This window comes from Agarivorans gilvus (assembly GCF_001420915.1).
Taxonomy (GTDB): Bacteria; Pseudomonadota; Gammaproteobacteria; order Enterobacterales; family Celerinatantimonadaceae; genus Agarivorans; species Agarivorans gilvus.
Genome location: NZ_CP013021.1, coordinates 247119 through 267049, shown reverse-complemented (window position 1 = coordinate 267049; position 19931 = coordinate 247119). Strand labels below are relative to the sequence as shown.

20 protein-coding genes are annotated in these 19931 nt (G+C 46.8%); 8 read left to right on the top strand and 12 right to left on the bottom strand.

Annotation, left to right across the window (positions count from 1 at the left end; translation table 11 throughout):
- Positions 1 to 118 precede the first annotated feature (118 nt).
- The 3 genes from AR383_RS01255 to AR383_RS01245 all read right to left on the bottom strand — a co-directional run bounded on the left by AR383_RS01255 (position 119) and on the right by AR383_RS01245 (position 3966).
- Positions 119 to 2443: an acyl-CoA dehydrogenase gene (locus AR383_RS01255; RefSeq protein ID WP_055731490.1), complete on the bottom strand. Its 2325-nt coding sequence runs from the start codon at positions 2441 to 2443 to the stop codon at positions 119 to 121.
- A gap of 44 nt (positions 2444 to 2487) precedes the next feature.
- Complete coding sequence (gene psrA, locus AR383_RS01250; protein ID WP_157051618.1) at positions 2488 to 3114, bottom strand: TetR family transcriptional repressor PsrA; 627 nt, start codon at positions 3112 to 3114, stop codon at positions 2488 to 2490.
- A 261-nt stretch (positions 3115 to 3375) separates the two neighbouring features.
- Positions 3376 to 3966, bottom strand: a complete 591-nt coding sequence (locus tag AR383_RS01245; protein WP_055731488.1) for a hypothetical protein — start codon at positions 3964 to 3966, stop codon at positions 3376 to 3378.
- A gap of 291 nt (positions 3967 to 4257) precedes the next feature.
- Between AR383_RS01245 and AR383_RS01240 the strand changes: the two genes are divergently transcribed.
- The 4 genes from AR383_RS01240 (at position 4258) to AR383_RS01225 (ending at position 6632) form a co-directional block, all read left to right on the top strand.
- Positions 4258 to 4509 (top strand): BufA1 family periplasmic bufferin-type metallophore, encoded by a 252-nt coding sequence (locus tag AR383_RS01240; protein ID WP_055731487.1) that lies wholly within the window; start codon positions 4258 to 4260, stop codon positions 4507 to 4509.
- A gap of 65 nt (positions 4510 to 4574) precedes the next feature.
- Positions 4575 to 5420 (top strand): MNIO family bufferin maturase, encoded by an 846-nt coding sequence (gene bufB, locus AR383_RS01235; RefSeq protein ID WP_055731486.1) that lies wholly within the window; start codon positions 4575 to 4577, stop codon positions 5418 to 5420.
- Complete coding sequence (locus AR383_RS01230; RefSeq protein WP_055731485.1) at positions 5413 to 6168, top strand: HvfC/BufC N-terminal domain-containing protein; 756 nt, start codon at positions 5413 to 5415, stop codon at positions 6166 to 6168. The genes bufB and AR383_RS01230 overlap by 8 nt, the downstream gene beginning before the upstream one ends.
- A gap of 5 nt (positions 6169 to 6173) precedes the next feature.
- Positions 6174 to 6632 (top strand): DoxX family protein, encoded by a 459-nt coding sequence (locus tag AR383_RS01225; RefSeq protein ID WP_055731484.1) that lies wholly within the window; start codon positions 6174 to 6176, stop codon positions 6630 to 6632.
- A 32-nt stretch (positions 6633 to 6664) separates the two neighbouring features.
- Here the strand turns inward: AR383_RS01225 and AR383_RS01220 are convergent, their stop codons facing one another.
- Positions 6665 to 8191, bottom strand: a complete 1527-nt coding sequence (locus AR383_RS01220) for a fumarate hydratase (protein WP_055731483.1) — start codon at positions 8189 to 8191, stop codon at positions 6665 to 6667.
- A gap of 203 nt (positions 8192 to 8394) precedes the next feature.
- Between AR383_RS01220 and pabB the strand changes: the two genes are divergently transcribed.
- The 3 genes from pabB (at position 8395) to AR383_RS01205 (ending at position 11785) form a co-directional block, all read left to right on the top strand.
- Positions 8395 to 9762: an aminodeoxychorismate synthase component I gene (gene pabB / locus AR383_RS01215; protein WP_055731482.1), complete on the top strand. Its 1368-nt coding sequence runs from the start codon at positions 8395 to 8397 to the stop codon at positions 9760 to 9762.
- A 30-nt stretch (positions 9763 to 9792) separates the two neighbouring features.
- Entirely contained in the window at positions 9793 to 10356 is a 564-nt protein-coding gene (locus tag AR383_RS01210; protein WP_055731481.1) for a CoA pyrophosphatase, read from the top strand.
- A 70-nt stretch (positions 10357 to 10426) separates the two neighbouring features.
- Complete coding sequence (locus AR383_RS01205; protein WP_055731480.1) at positions 10427 to 11785, top strand: L-serine ammonia-lyase; 1359 nt, start codon at positions 10427 to 10429, stop codon at positions 11783 to 11785.
- Positions 11786 to 11815: 30 nt separating this feature from the next.
- On the opposite strand, the gene AR383_RS01200 is transcribed toward AR383_RS01205, so the two are convergent.
- The 6 genes from AR383_RS01200 to AR383_RS01180 form a co-directional block, all read right to left on the bottom strand.
- Positions 11816 to 12868: a DUF1835 domain-containing protein gene (locus AR383_RS01200; protein WP_055731479.1), complete on the bottom strand. Its 1053-nt coding sequence runs from the start codon at positions 12866 to 12868 to the stop codon at positions 11816 to 11818.
- Between the two features lie 100 nt (positions 12869 to 12968).
- Complete coding sequence (gene cysB, locus AR383_RS01195; RefSeq protein ID WP_055731478.1) at positions 12969 to 13955, bottom strand: HTH-type transcriptional regulator CysB; 987 nt, start codon at positions 13953 to 13955, stop codon at positions 12969 to 12971.
- Positions 13956 to 14198: 243 nt separating this feature from the next.
- Positions 14199 to 14357, bottom strand: coding sequence for a hypothetical protein (locus tag AR383_RS21455; protein ID WP_157051617.1), 159 nt, complete (start codon positions 14355 to 14357; stop codon positions 14199 to 14201).
- 45 nt (positions 14358 to 14402) lie between these two features.
- Positions 14403 to 14654, bottom strand: coding sequence for a hypothetical protein (locus tag AR383_RS01190; RefSeq protein WP_055731477.1), 252 nt, complete (start codon positions 14652 to 14654; stop codon positions 14403 to 14405).
- Positions 14636 to 16900, bottom strand: coding sequence for an ABC transporter permease (locus tag AR383_RS01185; protein ID WP_055731476.1), 2265 nt, complete (start codon positions 16898 to 16900; stop codon positions 14636 to 14638). Before AR383_RS01185 ends, AR383_RS01190 begins: the two co-directional genes overlap by 19 nt.
- A gap of 10 nt (positions 16901 to 16910) precedes the next feature.
- Positions 16911 to 17609, bottom strand: a complete 699-nt coding sequence (locus AR383_RS01180; protein WP_055731475.1) for an ABC transporter ATP-binding protein — start codon at positions 17607 to 17609, stop codon at positions 16911 to 16913.
- 20 nt (positions 17610 to 17629) lie between these two features.
- On the opposite strand from AR383_RS01180, the gene AR383_RS01175 reads away from it, so the two are divergent.
- On the top strand, positions 17630 to 18274 hold the full coding sequence (locus AR383_RS01175; RefSeq protein ID WP_055731474.1) for an arylesterase: 645 nt from the start codon (positions 17630 to 17632) through the stop codon (positions 18272 to 18274).
- A 40-nt stretch (positions 18275 to 18314) separates the two neighbouring features.
- Here AR383_RS01175 and AR383_RS01170 read toward each other — a convergent pair whose 3' ends face one another.
- Positions 18315 to 18821: a cell division protein ZapC domain-containing protein gene (locus tag AR383_RS01170; protein WP_055731473.1), complete on the bottom strand. Its 507-nt coding sequence runs from the start codon at positions 18819 to 18821 to the stop codon at positions 18315 to 18317.
- Between the two features lie 89 nt (positions 18822 to 18910).
- Positions 18911 to 19921 (bottom strand): quinone-dependent dihydroorotate dehydrogenase, encoded by a 1011-nt coding sequence (pyrD, locus tag AR383_RS01165; RefSeq protein ID WP_055731472.1) that lies wholly within the window; start codon positions 19919 to 19921, stop codon positions 18911 to 18913.
- Positions 19922 to 19931: the final 10 nt, after the last annotated feature.

The window sequence follows — 19931 nt, the reverse complement described above, 5'->3', positions numbered from 1 at the left end:
TGTTGTTTTTAGTCTTTAGCTATTTACGTAATATTGCTATACCGCTTAGCTGCTTAACCAAGGCCAAACAAAAACGAAAAAAGGGATGCCATTGGCATCCCTTTTCCATTAATTGCACTTAAGCGACATCGGCGGAAGGTACAATCTGCGCATTCTTCCCTTCCAATACTCCAGGTTCAAAATGGTCCACCTGAATGGCTTGGTAACGCAGCTTATCTGCTTCTAGTAAGTCATCCGCCTCTTGCTGAGTCAGAATGTCTTGTTCTAAAGCGGCTTTAACAATCACCGATAACTCTACTTTACGCGGTAAGTTACCGGCCTTTTGCGCCTTGGCAATTTTGCGCTCTAAGGGGCGCACTTTATACATGGCTAAGAAAGCCTGTTCGATGATCGCCACAGCATCGGCTTCATCACCTTGCGTCACACATAATTTGCTTAAACGTTCACGGGCAGAACCCGGCGTCATCATGGTTTCACAAATTTTATGTGCCACATCGTCGTTGGCCAGTTTAAAGCGATTTCCAAAGGGGAATACCACGGTTTTTAATACGCGTGCGACCACTCGGTTTGAGAAGTTTTGGAAGAAGCCTTCAAACGCCAAGCCAATTTCATAAAGGTTGCGCTCTACCGCCCATTTTACAAAGGGCAAATCTTCAGCGGGGCGACCTTCATCTTCATAATGTTTTAAGGTGGCGGACGCTAAGTAAAGGTGGCTGAGTACATCACCAAGGCGAGCAGAAATACGTTCTTTACGTTTTAAGTCACCGCCTAAAATCAACATAGACATGTCGGCACACAGCGCTAAGCCACGACTCATGCGACTAAGCTGGCGATAGTACACCGCTGTCTCGCCCGATACAGGGCTTGAATTAAAGCGCGCGCCACTTAAACCTTGCCACAAACTGGCAGCAAAGTTACCCACGCCAAAGGCAACGTGTTTCACTAACAGGCTATCGAACTCGGCTAAACCGGCTTCTTCATCGGGGTTAGCTGCAGCTTGTAACTCTTTTAATACGTAAGGGTGACAACGGGTTGCGCCCTGACCAAAGATCATCAGATTGCGGGTAAGAATGTTGGCCCCTTCCACGGTAATCGCTACCGGAATACCATTATAGGCGTGGCCCAAATAGTTCATTGCACCTAACTGAATACCACGGCCAGAGTGGATATCCATGGCATCGTCTAATACTGTACGGGCCATTTCGGTCATGTGGTATTTGGCAATGGCGGTAACAATTGCCGGGCTTTGGTCTAAGTCTAAGGCACCCGCGGTTAAACGGCGCGCCGCTTCTAGCTGGTAAGTCATACCGCCAATTCGCGCTAGCGCTTCCTCTACCCCTTCAAAGCGACCAATTGATAAGCCGAACTGTTTACGCACATAGGCATAAGCACTGGTGGTGCGCGAGCTCATGTGGCCCACTGCGGTGCCTAAAGCAGGCAGCGAAATACCGCGCCCCGCCGACAAACACTCCACCAACATCCGCCAGCCTTTGCCAGCATAATCAGCACCACCGATGATCCAATCTAAGGGAATAAACACATCTTCACCGAAGGTAGGCCCATTCATAAACGCTAGGCCCAATGGGAAGTGGCGATCACCAGTGCGTACACCGGGGTGGTCAGTGGGAATTAAGGCACAGGTAATACCCAGCTCTTCTTGTTCACCCAACAAATGCTCGGGATCGTAAAGTTTAAAGGCTAAACCCAGCACCGTAGCCACTGGCGCTAAGGTAATGTAACGCTTGTTCCAATTTAAACGAATGCCCACTACTTCTTCACCGTTAAACTCACCCTTACAGATGATGCCTTTATCGGGAATAGCGCCAGCGTCTGAGCCTGCTTCTGGACCAGTTAAGGCGAAACAAGGCACGTGAGTGCCATCGGCCAAGCCTGGTAACCAGTGGTCTTTTTGCTCTTGGGTACCATAATGCAGTAATAGCTCACCTGGCCCTAATGAGTTCGGCACCATAACGGTAACCGCGGCCGATAAGCTACGTGTGGCAATGGTGCTTACAATAGTGGAGTTAGCCATCGCCGAAAACTGTCTACCACCGTAAGATTTAGGGATGATCAGCGCAAAAAAACCTTCGCTTTTTAGGTAGTCCCATACCGGCTTAGGCAAATCACGTTGATTTTGCACGATATCGAAGTCGTCTAGCATCTTCAGCAAGGTATTCACTTGCTGATCCATGAAGGCCTGCTCTTCTTCACTTAATCGAGCTTTAGGGTATTGGTGTAATTTTTTCCAATCGGGTTTACCGCCAAATAGCTCTCCGTCCCACCAGACAGATCCGGCTTCCATGGCTTCTTTCTCTGTTTGAGAAAGTGGCGGCAAAATTTTCTTAAACACCTTAAACGCTGGGCGTGTCACCAGCTTTTTGCGGGTTTCGGCTATGCTTAGCAGCACCACTAAGGCGGTCACTATCATCAACAGAATCGTCATGGTTCATTCCTTATTTCACGTATTATTTTTATCGTTTTTATTGTTTAAATTGGCGCGCCAACACCTGCGGCCAGATAGGGGATTACTTTTTTAATCAACGCTTCGGTATTTATATCCTCATTAAAATCGGCACTGGCAATTTCTTTTAGCGCAGTACTCGAGGCCATGGTGAACACCACCGTGCCAAGGGTAAAGTGCAGTCGCCAAAAAATATCACTATCACTTAACTCAGGATAGGCGCGCCGTACCGCCTGCTGAAAATGACTCAATACTTCACCGAAGTGATGGGTAATAAAACGACGTAAGTGGCCTTGGCTATCGGTATAGCCTCGTCCAAGTAGCAGTAAAAACATCGCAGTGCCGTGCTTTTTCACCTTATTCATTTCTAATAAAGGATCTAAGAAAGAAGAGAACACTTGCTTCAGGTTAGGCGCCTCATCAGCCTCGAGATGCTGCAACATGGCTTGGTCCACCAAAGGCATAAATTGCTCTAAATAGCGCATCAAAACAGCTTGAATAAGTTCTTTTTTCGAGCCGAAATGATAGTTAACAGACGCGAGGTTCACTTCGGCATGAGAAGTAATTAATCGCAGCGACGTGTCGGCAAATCCGCGCTCGGCAAACAGGCGTTCAGCCGCATCGAGGATCTTGCTTTTGGTTCCTTGTCTCACAATGACACCTTAAAAAATAAAACACCTGTTTAAAATCTACGTTTAAGGGTCGAGGATGTCAATTGCTCAGAGGGGATATTTTGAGAGTGAAACAAAAAACGAGAACTTGATACATTTTTTTAACAAAAATAAATAAGATTTTTTGAAACTTTCTTAAAAAGGTGCGGTCATAATAAATGCCACTGCAATTAAACACTTAAATTGACCGCCCAGCGCTTCCCTGTAGCTGGGCTTTTTTTTGCCTGTCTTTTGGCTTAACCATCAGTTCACATTTAAGTAAGAGAAAATGCGATTAACCACGTAGTTGATCCCTTCGCGGCTTATTTCCATATTACGCCGCCCTTGAGCATCACTGCCCACCTTAGCAAAAGCCTGCAAGCTTAACTGCCACTGATTTGCCTTTAACTGGCTAGAATACAAACTCATCATCAAGGTCGCTTTTTGAAAATGCTCATCACTGTTATCGGTTAAACCCGGCGATATACCAAACAAACTCATTAATTGCTCGTCGCTTAAAATGTTACTAGTGGGTAAAGCAAAGGCCATCCAATAGTCGCAGTTGTCGTCAGCGTTATTTTGGTAATTTAGCCCTAAGCCTCTAAGTTTATTGATTACAGCTTGGTAAAAAGTGTCGTAGGCTTGTAAATCAGAACGCTGCGGATTACGCATAGCGTCTTCTAACAAAGGATGAGGACAAATAGTTTGGCCCTTGTATAGACTAAATCCAGGTTCAGCATTAACCACCACCGTATCGCGGTATTGTTGTTCGCTACGCTGTGGCTCTGTGCTGTCTACCGAGGCGCAGCCACTTAATAGCACCATGCTTAAACTTAGCCCAAGCAGTTTATTCATTTATTCCACCCTTCAAACTGATTACTAATATCAAGCAGCCAACGACTGCTGCTTTTTTACACTGCTTAGCAGTGTAGCGTAAGCCTTTGGCCATCGCACATAAGTTTTTGTTTATTAAGCACCAATGCTTCAATTTTTCACTTAGTTCAGACCTTTTTTCAAAAAGCGGCTGAAAATTATTTATAAAAATTTCGCCACTTGGTGAAAGTTTTTTCGCGTCCAGTCGGTTTGTTTAGTTACAGCTTGTTAAGAGTTGTAAGCAAACCGAAACATACTTATTAAGGAAATGCTATGAAAAACTCAAATATTGCCATCGCTTCAGCCATCACTGGATTAATTGCTCTAGCAGGTATTAGCGCTACTCCTGCAGTAGCTGCAGAAAAAGAGAAATGTTACGGCGTTGCCAAAGCCGGCAAAAACGATTGCGCGACCAAAAGTAGCTCGTGTGCTGGTACTTCTAAAATGGACCATCAAAAAGACGCCTTCGTGGTGGTACCTAAAGGTCTTTGTGACAAACTCGCCGGTGGCAGCACCGAAGGTTAATTATGGATGCGCTGAACCAGCAACTAATGGTTCGGCGCTCCCCTAAGGGCGGCTAAGGAGGCAATATGATAAACGATAAACAATATGGATTGGGTTTGCGTAGCGCCTTTGCCGAGCAGCTAATCAAGGAACAACCCGCGATTGACTGGCTGGAGATCCACGCCGAGAACTATTTTAATCCACATAGTTATGACTATCATCTGCTCAAGCAAGTGGCTGAGCATCATCCTATTAGCATACATGGCGTCGGCCTATCTTTGGGCTCAAGCGATCCCCTTAACCCACAACATCTAGAGAAACTAAAAGCATTAATCGATGATGTTAATCCTTTTATTGTCTCTGAACATTTAAGCTGGAGCAGTGTGAATGGTCGTTATTACAACGACCTGCTTCCTCTACCCTATACCCAAGAATGTTTAGCGCTGTTTATCCAAAAAGTCGACCAAACACAGCAATACTTAGGGCGACAACTACTGATTGAAAATCCTTCGGCATATTTGGCTTACCCGCAAAGCCATATCGCCGAGCCAGAATTTCTCAATCAAGTAGCGCAAGCTACCGGCTGTGGTTTATTGCTCGATATTAATAATGTGTATGTCAGTGCCGCCAATCTCGCTTGGGACGCTGAGCACTACTTTGAGCAGCTTAATGTTGATGCAGTAAAAGAAATACACCTAGCTGGGTTCACCGAAAAAACCATTGGCCAACAACGAGTATTGATTGATAGCCATAACCAGCCGGTGGCAGAGCCGGTATGGCAGCTGTATAAGCACTTTCAGCAGCGTTTTAGCAACAATATTCCCACCATGATTGAATGGGACAGCGACTTTCCTCCATTGCAGCGCTTGCTAGATGAAGTAGCCAAAATCAAAGTGCTCGACCAACAAGTGAAGGAGAGGCGCTGTGCTTAAGCAATTACAAACACAATTTGCCGAAGTGTTAGAGCAAACGCATGCGGCCAGCCGTTTGACGCTGAGTCAGCCCTACTTGAACGCCACTCAAGCGATGCAGATTTACCAAAATAATTACCTGTTAAGCTTAATTGAGGCCTTAACTGCCAGTTACCCCAGTGTGCTTAAGTTGGTAGGCCAAGACTACTTTCATTTCGTAGCCAAACAATTTGTTTTGCAATGTGGTCATGATCAGGGCGACTTAAATTTGTTTGGCGCAGGCTTTGCCCAGTTTCTGACTAAGCAAAGCGATATTAGCCACCTGCCCTACCTGCCTGCAATGGCCGAATTGGATTGGCGAATTGAGCGCTGTGCAGCCCAAGCGTTGGAAACTCAATATTTAAGCCTAGAACTGTTGCAAGCCCTACCCAACCAAGATTTAAGCCAGGCTATTTTGCCGCTGGCGAGCAATCAGATGTTAATGACTAGCCCCTACCCGGTGTTGACTATCTACCACATGTTACAGCAAGACCAAGTTCAGCCCATCGAGCTAGACCAAGCGCAATATCTGCTGTTAAGCAAACAGCTGGATTTTAGCGTTAAGCTAGAACCGCTCACGGAGCTAGAATATGCCTTCCTCGCGCATTGCCAGGAACGCCGCCCCTTGGCTGAGCTAAACCCCAGCTGTATTGCCCAATTACAAGAGTTGCTGGGCAAAGCAATAAGCCAGCAGTATTTAGCTAGTCCTTCTCAGCCAACAGCGGAGTAAAGCATATGTCTGTTTTCTATCAACGTTATCTTAGCGCCGTGGCCGCCATGCAGGCAATACTGATTCCGCTCTTACTGTTGCTCACACGGATATGGGTAGCCGCAATCTTTTGGCGCTCCGGTTATTTAAAGTTCAGCAGCTGGGACTCCACCCTATATTTGTTTGAATTGGAGTACCAAGTGCCGCTATTGCCTTGGGAGCTGGCCGCTTACTTAGGCACTGCCGCAGAGTTAATTTTGCCGGTGTTTTTACTATTGGGTTTATTCACTCGAATGTTTGCCTTACAACTGTTTTTATTCAACATCATAGCGGTCATTTCCTACCCTGCGTTATGGCCGGGCGGATTTTATGACCACCAATTATGGGGTTTAATGTTGCTAATTAATCTGCTGTGGGGCGCCGGCCCCTATTCGCTAGATAAATTATTAAGCCTAAAGTTCGCGCCCAATAAAAAAAGCGGCTAATGCCGCTTTTTACTTAAACCTCAATGTTAAGGCTATTTACTAAGCTGGGCGTCTAGCTCTTCAATTTTAGCCTTCCAAATCGCCGGGCCTTGTTGGTGGGCAGAGTTACCTTCTGCGTCTACCGCCACCGTTACCGGCATATCCTCGACTTCAAACTCGTAAATGGCTTCCATACCTAAGTCTTCAAAAGCCACTACTCGGGCTTTTTTAATCGCCTTAGAGACGAGGTAAGCAGCGCCACCCACGGCCATTAAGTACACCGATTGGTGTTTAGCAATCGAGTCGACCGTGGCTGGACCGCGTTCGGCTTTGCCAATCATGCCAAGTAGACCGGTTTCTTCTAACATCATATCGGTAAACTTATCCATGCGTGTCGAAGTCGTTGGCCCCGCCGGCCCCACCGCTTCATCACGCACCGCATCAACCGGACCTACGTAATAAATAAAGCGGCCATTAAAGTCCACCCCCTCGGGGAAGGGTTTACCCTGCTCAATGTATTCTTTAATCCGTTTATGAGCAGCATCACGACCGGTTAAGATTTTACCGTTAAGCAATACCGTTTCACCCATTTTCCAAGTAGCGACTTCTTCTTTGGTCACCTTATTAACGTCCACTCGGCGCACGTTGTCACCCACATCCCAGGTAATCTCTGGCCAGTCTTCTAACTTAGGCGGTGTTAGCACCGCGGGGCCACTGCCATCTAAGTAGAAGTGGGCGTGACGAGTCGCCGCGCAGTTCGGGATCATCACCACCGGTTTAGAAGCGGCGTGAGTCGGACAAGACTTCACTTTCACATCTAATACGGTAGTTAAGCCGCCCAAGCCTTGGGCACCAATGCCCAATTTGTTGATGCCTTCCATTAACTCTAAACGCAGCGCTTCATCAGCGTTTTCTGCACCTTTCGCTTTTAGCTCTTGAATATCCACCGGATCCATCAGCGATTCTTTGGCCATTACCGCGGCTTTTTCGGCGGTACCACCAATGCCAATGCCCACCATGCCCGGCGGACACCAACCGGCCCCCATAGTAGGCAAGGTTTTTAATACCCACTCGGCCACCGAGTCTGATGGATTTAGCATCACCATCTTAGACTTATTCTCACTACCGCCGCCCTTGGCAGCGACCATAATTTCCACTTTATCACCGGCTACCAAATCAATATGCACCACCGCTGGAGTATTGTCTTTGGTATTCTTACGAGCGCCATTCGGGTCAGCAACAATCGAAGCTCGTAGAGGGTTATCAGGATTGGTATAAGCGCGTCTTACCCCTTCATCAACCATCTCTTGAACCGTTAAATCACTATCCCACTGCACATTCATGCCCACCTTAACAAAGGCGGTAATAATGCCGGTGTCTTGGCAAATTGGCCGCAAGCCCTGAGCACACATACGAGAGTTAATTAAGATTTGGGCAATCGCGTCTTTGGCTGCGGTGCTTTGCTCTTTCTCGTAGGCCTCGGCCATGGCTTTAACAAAATCAATGGGGTGATAGTAAGAAATGAATTGCAGTGATTCTGCGACACTGTCAATGAAGTCTTGTTTACGGATGATGGTCATAAAGTCTCCACGTTCCTTATTTTTGCTGGGGCAAATGCGAGGGAAGCTAAATGCGCTTACCGCAGCTGTTAGGGTTATTGTCGTTATCCTTCATCGGCTATGATACTCTTGCGCCATTAAGGCTGCTATAACCTTGAACGCAGTTTTTACATTTTTTCTACATCAACAAAGCACTTGTTGAATTAACCAGCAATACCACCTATATGATTGTTAGCAAAACTATTTCTCTGAAACCCGTCGAACTATGTGCGCACCTGGCAGAACAGCCTTGGAGCTGTTTGTTACAATCTGCCGCCGAGTCTCACGAAAATAATCACTTCGATATTCTGGTAGCAGAGCCCATCGCCACTCTCAGCTATAAAGACGGTCTTGGCGATATTGAACTGGGCCAGCAGCGCTACCAAAGTCAGCAAGCCCCTTTTGAGTTATTGGCTGATTTGCGCCAACAACTGTTTCCTAAACAACTCGGCCAAGACTACCCCTTCCCTTTTATTGGAGGAGCTTTAGGCCTGTGGTCCTATGACTTAGGCCGCAGCCTTGAAAGCATTCCCCAGCAGCTACCAACCGATTTACTGTGCCCCGACATGGCGGTAGGCTTTTATGACTGGGCCTTAATTTACGATCACCAGCAGCAAAGCGCTTCGCTGATCCAATGGTGCGAAACCGAGCAACAAGGCTTAATGCAATTAGCCCAGCGAGAGCAGTGGTTACATCAACTTAGTAGCCAAAGCGCTCACCCCTTTACCCTAACCAGCACTTGGCACAGCAATACCAGCAAGGCCGCCTATCAAGATAAGTTTGCCCGAGTACAAGAGTACTTACTCAGTGGAGATTGCTACCAAATCAACCTGACTCAACGCTTCGAGGCCAGTTACAGCGGCAGTGAGTTTGCTGCTTACCAAAAGCTAATCGCCGCTAACCAAGCGCCTTTCTCGGCCTTCATGCGTTTACCCAGCTCTTGTATCTTAAGCTTGTCTCCCGAGCGCTTTATTCGTTTAAAACAAGGCGAAATTGAAACCAAACCAATAAAAGGCACTCGCCCGCGTAGCCAAGATCCAAGCCTTGATCAACAGCTAGCCAAAGACCTAACTCAGGCCGAGAAAGACCAAGCAGAAAACCTGATGATTGTAGACTTACTGCGTAACGATATTGGCCGCGTCGCCACGCCTGGCTCGGTGCATGTGCCTAAATTGTTTGCGGTTGAATCTTTCCCGGCTGTGCATCATTTAGTCAGTACCATTAAAGCTACCCTGGCAGAGAGTTACGGCGCCGAGCAACTGCTTGCCGCTTGTTTTCCCGGTGGTTCAATTACTGGAGCGCCGAAGATCCGCGCCATGCAAATTATTGAAGAGTTAGAAGAGAACCGCCGGGCGGCCTACTGTGGTGCTATCGGCTATATCTCGGCGAATGGCGATATGGATAGTAACATTGCCATTCGCACGCTAGTATGCGAACAACAAAAAATCTATTGTTGGGCCGGTGGCGGCGTGGTCAGCGACTCGCAAGTAGATGCCGAATATCAGGAGTTATTTGACAAATTGAGCCGAATTCTGCCCATACTTGAACCATAGCCAACAATAATAAAGGAGCCTTTTCGCGTAATGCCTCGTCATCAGCACTATTTACAGCGCTTTTTGTTGCAACGCCCTAAGGCTCGTCCCAGCGCGACTAATCATATCCCTGCGGCGGTGTTATTGCCGATAGTCAGCTTACCCGGCCACAGTGACAAGCTGGTACTTACCCAACGGAGCGACAAGCTGCGCCATCATCCTTCGCAAATTAGTTTCCCCGGCGGCAAGCTCGACCCACAAGATCCTAACCTAGCCGCCACCGCGCTGCGAGAAACCTATGAAGAAATTGGCATTGCACCGCAGGCGTTTAAGCTAGTCGGCCAGCTTCCGCAGCATCAAACGGTGACCAATTTTGTGATTCATCCCTTTCTCGCTACCTGCAATACACCACTACACTTTAAGTTAAACCAGCATGAAGTCGCGCGAGTAATGCAACTGCCTCTAGAGGCATTTTTAGACTTAAACAACTATCAAACTTATCACTTTCGGCGTCATGGCCAGCAGCAGAAAGCCTACTTCATAGAAGTAGATAACAACGTAGTTTGGGGAGCGACCGCTAAAATATTGCGTGATTTCGCATTTCAATGTTGCTAACAACTAAAAGCAGCTATAATCTCAGAATTAATATCTTAATAACAAATAGCCAGCTAGGCTAGGAACATAAATGGTAAGTATCTTCGACCTATTTTCTATTGGTATTGGGCCTTCTAGCTCTCATACCGTTGGCCCGATGAAAGCCGCTAAGCTATTCGCCGAAAGCTTAGAGCATGACAAAGAACTCAATCGTGTCGATCACCTAAAAGTGGAATTATTTGGCTCCTTAGGTGCTACTGGCAAAGGTCACGGTACTGGTAAGGCAGTGATTTTAGGCTTAATCGGCGAAGCCCCCGAAAGCGTTGATGTGGATAAAGTCGAGTCGATCTTACAAGGTGTTGAACAAAGCCAAGAACTAGCTTTATTAGCCAAAAAAACCATTAATTTCGCCAATCGTGGCGCAATTGTTTTTCATCGCCGCAAGCAATTACCAGTTCACAGTAATGCCTTGAGTTTTCATGCCTATTTAGACAACGGTAAATGCATTTCTCGCACCTACTACTCGATTGGTGGAGGCTACATTATTGAAGACGGTGAACAAGCCAACGAAGGACAATTTGCCTACCCCTATCCCTTTGACAGCGCCGATAGCCTATTACAACAGTGCAAGCAAAGCGGTAAGAGTATTGCCGCAGTGGTGGCGGCCAACGAACAAGTACATTGCTCTTTACGTAGCCTTAGCCAATATACCCAACAGCTATGGGATACCATGCAAAATTGCGTACAACGTGGAATGAACGAAGAAGGCATTTTACCCGGCGGACTTAAGCTGGCCCGTCGCGCCCCAGTACTAAAACGACAATTGTCGGCACAGCGTAACCTTAGCGCCGATCCGCTAAATGTAATGGACTGGGTCAATCTTTATGCCTTAGCAGTGAGTGAAGAAAATGCTGCAGGTGGCCGTGTAGTAACCGCCCCCACCAACGGCGCAGCGGGGATTATTCCTGCCGTATTGCACTATTATCACAATTTTGTGCAGCCCTTAGACCAAGATGCCATTAATCAGTTTTTCCTCACAGCGACAGCGATTGGTTCTCTGTATAAAACCAATGCTTCTATCTCAGGCGCCGAAGTGGGCTGTCAAGGAGAAGTGGGAGTGGCCTGCTCTATGGCAGCGGCAGGTTTAGCAGCGATTTTCGGCGCTAAGCCCGAGCAGATTGAAAACGCCGCGGAGATTGGCATCGAACACAACCTAGGTTTAACCTGTGACCCCATTGGCGGCTTAGTGCAGGTGCCCTGTATTGAACGTAATGCCATGGGCGCTTTAAAGGCGATTAACGCCGCCCGTCTCGCGCTGCGCGGCAGTGGCGAGCACAAAGTGTCTTTGGATAAAGCCATTAAAACCATGTGGCAAACTGGCCGCGATATGAAAACCAAATACAAAGAAACCGCGCGTGGCGGTTTAGCCGTAAACATCATCGAATGTTAATCGCAATTAGTTAGCCATCGCCTTAGATGGCTAACTAACCCTACACAAACGCTGTTGCTGCGGATCCCAGCACCAATAATTACTCGCCGACAGTTCAACGCCACCCCGCCAAAAGCTCGGCATGCTGTCTAGCGACAATCTAGCCTCGCCGGCTAGAATGGCTTGCCCGGCCGAGCTAATTTCAAAATAACTATCCCCATCCCATTGGCCGCTCGAACGGTGATGTATGTGCAGTAAGGGAGTCGCTAAGGACGCCAAGTTGATTAGCTCTTTCGCCAGCCAAAGATCGCCTAGAAAAGGCGCCGCTTCTAGCCGCTGAAAAGTCGCAAACAATTCCGCAAAACTCAGCTTAGTCGATGAAGCTGAAGCCTTTACTTGCTCAGCTTGAAGCTTAAGTTTAGCTTCAACAAGGCTGCGTAAAATCAGCTGTTGGGTCAAAGTGAGTCCACTATTTAACCAAGGATAGTCCTCAGCAAAGCGGCGTAGCGCAGGGCGCATAAAGGGCAGAACGGCCATATCTTGCTGCAACAGTTGATTGATTGGTTCGGGGCTAGCCGCAGCTAGGGCTAACCACAGCTCAGAACCCAGCGTTAATTGCGCAGCGCTGATAGCTTGGCGCTGCGGGTATAGGGCTTCTAGCTGGCTTATCGACAACTCACCCAAACCTCGAAAATTAGCGACTTCGGCATGCTCGCCAATGCAAATAAGCGTAAAGCGGGCTGATAATTCCGGCCGTTTCGCCAAGCTATATAGGCACTCGGCTAGCTGCAGTTGATCGTAGAGATCGTGCTCAAACCATAATACGATTTCACTGTATTGATCTAGCCGAGCCATAGTGTGTTGGCGCTGTTTAAAGTCGGCGAAGAGCTGCTGCTCGCTTATTGAATTAGCGGCAAAGCTGCGACTGGCTTGTAAACTTTGATATATAAAAGCAGCACGCGCTTTAAGGTAGGCTTCGCCTTCGGGAGCAACAATAGGTCCGTCGTGCAAGACATCCCGCCAGCAGAGGATCTCACCCTCAATCAATGATGAAGCGGCTAAGCTTTGACCCACTACATCGCCATTGGTGATGTGTAGTTGCATGCCTGCGCTCCTTATTGGCTTAATTTTACTGATACACCTAGCTGAAGCCGCTCAGCCAAGCAAACTTAGCTTAGCTGCGGTTTAAGCTTTTGCAGCCGGTTTATAACACCGGTAGTTCGATGTTTTTAAACAGTTCATCGACTTCATCTAAGGATTTGGCTTGCACCGCTTTATCAACGATGTCACGCGTCAAATGAGGAGCAAAACGTTCGATAAAGTCGTACATGTAGGTGCGTAAGAACGTGCCCTTTCTAAAACAAATCTTGGTGGTACTAGCTCGGAATAAATGGCTGGCATCGATGGCGACTAAGTCTTCGTCCTGCTGTTTATCGATTGCCATGCTAGCTAATACGCCTACCCCTATGCCCATTCTGACATAGGTTTTAATTACATCGGCGTCGGTGGCAGTAAAGACAATTTTAGGCACCTTACCAGCGCGGCCGAAAGCCTCGTCTAAATCAGAACGGCCGGTGAAGCCAAAGATATAAGTAACTATCGAATGCTTGGCTAAATCATTAATGGTGACCACTTCGCCATTTAAGTGTTTCTTGGCGAGCTCATGATCTTTAGGAACCAAAATACTGCGGTTCCAGTGATAGCAAGGCAGCATGACCAAATCAGAGAAAATATGTAGCGCTTCGGTAGCAATCGCAAAGTCGGCGCTGCCCTTGGCTACCGCCTCGTTAATTTGATTGGGCGTACCTTGATGCATGTTTAAAGAAACATTGGGATAGCGATGAATAAAGCCCTGAATCACCTCAGGCAGAGCATAACGAGCCTGAGTGTGCGTGGTTGAAATATTGAGTGAGCCCTGATCAGGGTGAGTATGCTGGTTAGCCACCGCCTTAATGCTTTCGACCTTGGCCATAATCTCATTGCTGATGCGAATGATTTCTTGACCCGCTGGCGTCACTTGGCTCAGATGCTTGCCGCTGCGCTTAAAAATTTGCACCCCTAACTCATCTTCCAACAAACGAATTTGTTTACTAATGCCCGGTTGAGAGGTGTACAGGCTTTCCGCAGTAGCCGATACATTTAAATTATTGTTAACGACTTCTACGATATAGCGCAACTGTTGTAATTTCATTTACTTAGGTTCTCTGGCTCGACACAAGTAGAACACCAACGCGGTGTTAGTGGGTGCTCTTATTACATTTTTTTATAAGTATATATTCAATCACTGCCAGAATAAAACGCCTTTGATCAGTTATTTATAGCCTTTTTCTCAGTGTGGCTGCTTGCTAGTTGAGCCAAGTAATATTTCACCAAGCCCAAGCTTGCCCCCACGCTCATGTAAGCCAATAGGGGCTATGGCCGTTCAAAGTTTTTACTAAGTGAGACTTCGAACCAGCTGAGCCGAGTTTTGTTTTAGCAAACGCAAGGTTGCACCGGCGCCCATTAATGCAACTAAGACCATGCCGGCCAGTGGCCCTAATAGCCATAAATCCCAACTAAAATGAGTAGCGGCTTTATTTTTACTGCCTTTCAATCATTGCCAGAATAAAACAGGTTTAATCTCGTGCTTTTTCCTTTACTAGCTAAGACTTCGAACCAGCTGAGCCGAGTTTTGTTTTAGCAAACGCAAGGTTGCACCGGCGCCCATTAATGCAACTAAGACCATGCCGGCCAGTGGCCCTAATAACCATAGATCCCAACTAATGGTGGCCTTTATTTCAAATACCAACAGTTGCAATAATACCAATACGGTTTGTGCCGCAGCTGCGGCAATCAAGCCTGCTAATAGGCCGAGAATAACAAACTCATAAATCACCGCGTTACGCAGCAACTTGCCACTGGCCCTAAGGTGCGCAAAATTACCGTTTGTTTACGCCGCTCGGCCAACGAGCTTTGTACCTGAGCGTACAATACTAACGAGCTGGCTAATAACACCACCACTAAAACCAAACGCAAGGCTAAGGCGACTTGATCAACCACTTGCGAAAGTTGCTCAATAAGGGCTTTCACATTAATCAGCACTAAGGTCGGAAAGCGGCTCATAATATCGGCCATCCACTCACCGCTACCATCGGGCAAATAGAACGAGGTTAAATAGCCACTAGGGAAAGACTGAATAATGTCAGGGCTGAGCAATACAAAGAAGTTGGGCTGCATGGTATTCCAGTCGATGCTGCGAAAACTGCTCACCTTAACTTCAAATTGCTGAGAGCCCACCATGAAGCGCAAACTGTCGTTAAGTTTAATATCTAGCCGTTCGGCAAAGTCCTGCTCAACCGAGGCTTGCGCCACACTGCTTGGACTTAGCCACTCACCGGCAACAATTTCATTTCTATAGGGCAAGTTTAGGGTACTACTCAGGTTCAATTCACGCCCAGCTCCGCGCCGCCGCGATGAGTCTTTTTCTGAATACTCACCTTCTCGCTGCTGACTCACGGCTTCGCCATTAATTGCCACTAAACGACCACGTAACATCGGGTACATTGGACTTAGCTCTATGCCCTGTTGGGTAAAACGCTCCGTTAACTGCGGCTTTTGCTGTTCAGAAATGTTGTACATGAAGTGATTAGGCGCTCCTTCAGGCAGTTGTTGCTGCCATTCGCTAATCAAGTCTTGTTGAATCACCCACACCACTAGGGCCAGTTTAATCGCCACAGTAAAACCAATTAACTGCACGCGATTTTGTTTTGCCCGTTTATACAGCGAAGACACTGCGATTTTTAAACTCAAATCACTCAGACGCGTCGCATACTTTTTCGCCAACCATAGCAGTAACTGACTAATCACCAGCAACGCCAGTACCGCTAACACCCCAACGCCTAATAAAATTAAGCTTAGCTTTAAGGAGCGGCTATACAGCAATAACAGGCCAAATACACTCAAGAGCATCCATAGGCCAACCCAAAATGGCTTCACCACGGCATCGTCGCTATTGCGGCGAATCACCCGCAAAGGGGCAATATCAAACAGTTGCGCCAAGGTGGGCAGAGTAAAGGCCACTCCACAGATAATGCCGCTCCCCACCGCCATCGCATAGGGCAGGCTACCTGCACTAGGCAAAGCGATATTGAGTAGCTTTTCGATGTAATGCGCCACTGGCCACTGCAATAGCATGGCCAGTACAATGCCTATCACTATCGATATAAGCATTACCGTGAGTAAGTGGCCTAAATAAATGCGTCTAATTTGCTGCTTAGAGGCTCCCAATACCTTGAACATGGCCACGGTATCGTAGTGTCGCTGGCAGTATAAACGGCTGGCAACAGCAATCGCAGCACTGGCTAATAACACCCCAATCAAACCTGCCAGTAACAAAAACTGTTGGGCACGCTGCAGCGAGTTAGCCAAAGGGGAATTACCGCTGCGTACCGTGATTAAGCGTTGGTTTTCTTTAAGCAGTGGCTTGAGCCAGTCTTCCAAGCGCTCAAGCTGCTCATCTGCACCCGCAAACATATAGCGATAGGCCAAGCGACTGCCAGGCTGCACTACTTGAGTTTTGACCACATCATCAATGCTAATAATCACCCGCGGCGCGGTCATAAATACACTGAAAGGCGCGTCAGGTTCATTAACAATTCGCCCACTCACCACAAACTCGGCTTCACCGATTTCGAGCTTATCTCCAATATCGATATCCAATTGGTAAAATAGGCGTTCAGCCAACCACGCCTCACCTTGCTGGATTCCGCTACGCAGCTGAGCTTCACCAGCAGCTTTTTGCTGGCTAATGCGTAAGCTGCCTTTTAGAGGATAAGCCGAAGATACCGATTTTACGCTGGCTAGTACTAGCTTATCCTTGGCATACACCATAGAGGGGAATAACAGCTGTTCGGCATAGCCTAGCCCAAGCTCTTGAGCCTGCTCGGCCATGGGCAGTTCTACCGGATGGGCACTCCTCACCACCCTATCGGCAGCGATGAAATCACCACTTTTATTGAAGATAGCCTGTTCCATGCGGTCGGTGATACTGGTAAACAACCATACCGAGCTGACCGCCAATACAATGGCTGCGGCAATAATGGTTAACTCGCCGCGACGCAACTCGGCTTTAAATAGGCGCCAAATCAAGCTATTCATTGTTGGCTCCTTAGCTATCGACAATCATGCCGGCCTGCAAACGTATTTGCCGAGCGCAGCGCTGAGCCAATTTTTGCTCGTGAGTCACCAATACCAAGGTGGTTCCCGACTGCTGGTTTAATTCAAATAATAAATCTTCAATGATCTGGCCGTTGTCGCTATCGAGATTGGCCGAAGGTTCATCGGCAAATAACACCTTAGGTTGGCTAATAAAGGCTCGCGCAATCGCCACCCGTTGTTGCTCGCCGCCAGATAATTGATTGGGATAATGATGATGACGCTCGGCTAAACCCACCTTAGCTAACCATTGTTCGGCCAAGTGTTTGGCCTGACGATCACCCTTAAGCTCGGCGGGCAACATGACATTTTCCAGCGCCGTAAGAGCGGGAACTAATAAAAACTGCTGGAAAATAAAACCCACATTATCGCGACGTAGCTCGGCGCGCTGTTCTTCGTCGAGTTGACTCAGGTTTTGCTGACACAAAGTCACATCGCCTTCGCTGGCGCTGTCTAAACCTGCCAGAATGCTTAATAAGGTGGTTTTACCAGACCCAGATGCGCCAACAATGGCCAAGGATTCGCCCTGCTCTACTTGCAAGTCGATGTCCTTCAACAGCTTGAGTTTTCCACCAGGGGTGACAATATGGTGATTGAGTGCACTGGCGTTTATGATTATCTTAGTGCTTCGACTTAAATTAGCTGTGACCATAAAAAGTAGGTGCTCAAAGAATGTTAGTAAAATATAACAGTAAAGTTTTATCGCTGTTAACTCTAGCGGTTTTACTCTTATTTACATTAAATTCAAAGGCTTCTTCAAATGAGCAAAGCGTACTCATTCTAGGAGACAGCCTAAGTGCCGCTTATGGCATGGAGTTAAACCAAGGCTGGGTTTCACTTACCCAACAATATTATAACGAGACATCTCAGGACATCGATCTCATCAATGCCAGTATTAGTGGCGAAACCACCGCGGGTGGTTTAAAACGGTTACCCGCTTTGCTAGAACAGCATCAAGTAGACTGGCTACTGATTGAATTGGGCGGTAACGACGCTCTACAAGGTCACCCTCCAGCCAACATCGCAGCCAATCTAGAGGCCATCATCAACATCGCCAAACAACAACAAATACAAGTCGCCTTAATGCAGATCCGCATTCCACCTAATTATGGCAAACGTTATATACAAACCTTTGAACAACTCTATCCGCAAATTGCCGAGCAGCAACAAGTGCATTACCTACCGTTTTTTATTGAAGATATCGCGCAGCAGCCAGAATTGATGCAGCAAGATGGGATCCATCCAAACCAAGAGGCACAAAGCCTCATTAGCCAAAAAATGCGCGCGCAACTAAAAGATTTATTAGCGAAGAATTAGCCGGTCTGAGCTAAGCGATACTGATTCTGTAACAGTTGCTTTAGGGGATGACTCGGTCTTGCATCACTTTGATGGCCTCGAACTGAGCCAGCGCTTTACGCTCGTCCAATACTAAACCGTCTTCGATGGTCATTAAGGTATAGGTTTGCTCACTGCGCTCCACCACCACGCAACGCGCTTGGCTATGCTCACTCTGCAACACCGCCAATTCACCCAGTTCTAACTGAGACTGCTGGGCCTGAGCAATGCTTTTAAAGAACCAACTTTGCGGCATTAAAGGTTTTAAGAACTGCGCAGAGGCCACGGCATTGAGGCAAATTTGAACTTTAATGGGATCTGACCAAGAAAAAGCTTCTAGATGTTCAAGAAACTGATAATAAAGCTGGGTATGTTCGGCAGTAAAAGGACTGTCTTCTTGAGCATGTTGAACACAACGTTTCTTACATAACTTAGACACAAACAGCATATCTTTGCCCAACTCCAGAGTCATCACTCCTTTATTGTTATCAAATATCCAGTGCCAATGTTTATTAGGTTGAATTAACATTTCTAAAAAGACGCGCTATCCATGTCGAGTTCACTTAATAAACAAATGTACTACGTGAACTCAACAAAGACAAATTAAATTGCTATTTTTTATACAGCCTTACATATTTGCTTAATTAATTCTGGGCCTTTATAAATAAAGCCGCTGTATATTTGTACTAATTTAGCACCCGCTTCCATTTTTTCTTTAGCGGCCATTCCTGAATCAATTCCACCTACGCCAATAATTGGGATCTCAGATTTTAAATAATGATCCAATTTACGAATAACTTCAGTGGACTTTAATTGCAGAGGTCGTCCGCTTAGGCCGCCCGCCTCGCTGGCGTGGTTCATGCCTTCAATCATCGAACGCTCAAGCGTGGTATTAGTAGCGATTACACCATCTAATTTATATTTAAGTAGTGAGTCAGCAATTTGTTCAATTTCTGCTTCTGATAAATCTGGTGCTATTTTGATCAATAAAGGAACATGTTTATTATATTGCTGAGAAAGTTGATCTTTACGCTCAGTTAGATCCTTTAATAGATCCTCTAAGGCTTCGCCATATTGTAATGTACGTAAACCAGGAGTATTTGGGCTAGAAATATTGACAGCGATATAAGAAGCGTGAGGAAAAGCTTTATTCATGCCTATTAAATAATCATCTTTTCCTTTTTCAACAGGCGTATCGAAGTTTTTACCAATATTGATCCCAAGGATCCCTTTATATTGGCTTTTCTCAACATTGTTTATTAAATTATCGATCCCAAGGTTATTAAAACCCATACGGTTAATAATGCCTTCGGCATCTAGCACTCGGAAAATACGTGGCTTATCGTTACCCGATTGAGCGCGAGGAGTGACAGTACCCACTTCAATAAAACCAAAGCCCATTGCGTCAAACGCTTGAATACACTCGCCGTTTTTGTCTAAGCCCGCGGCTAAGCCCACCGGATTAGGAAAACGTAAGCCCATTAACTCAACTGGGTTTTCTGGAATCGTTTGGCGATAAACTCGGTCTAATAAGGTGCCACCAGTGCGTTTAAACATCTCGATAGTAAGATCATGAGCGCGCTCTGGGTTAAGCTGAAAGATCAATTTTCGTGCGAGTGGGTAATACATTTGAACTCCT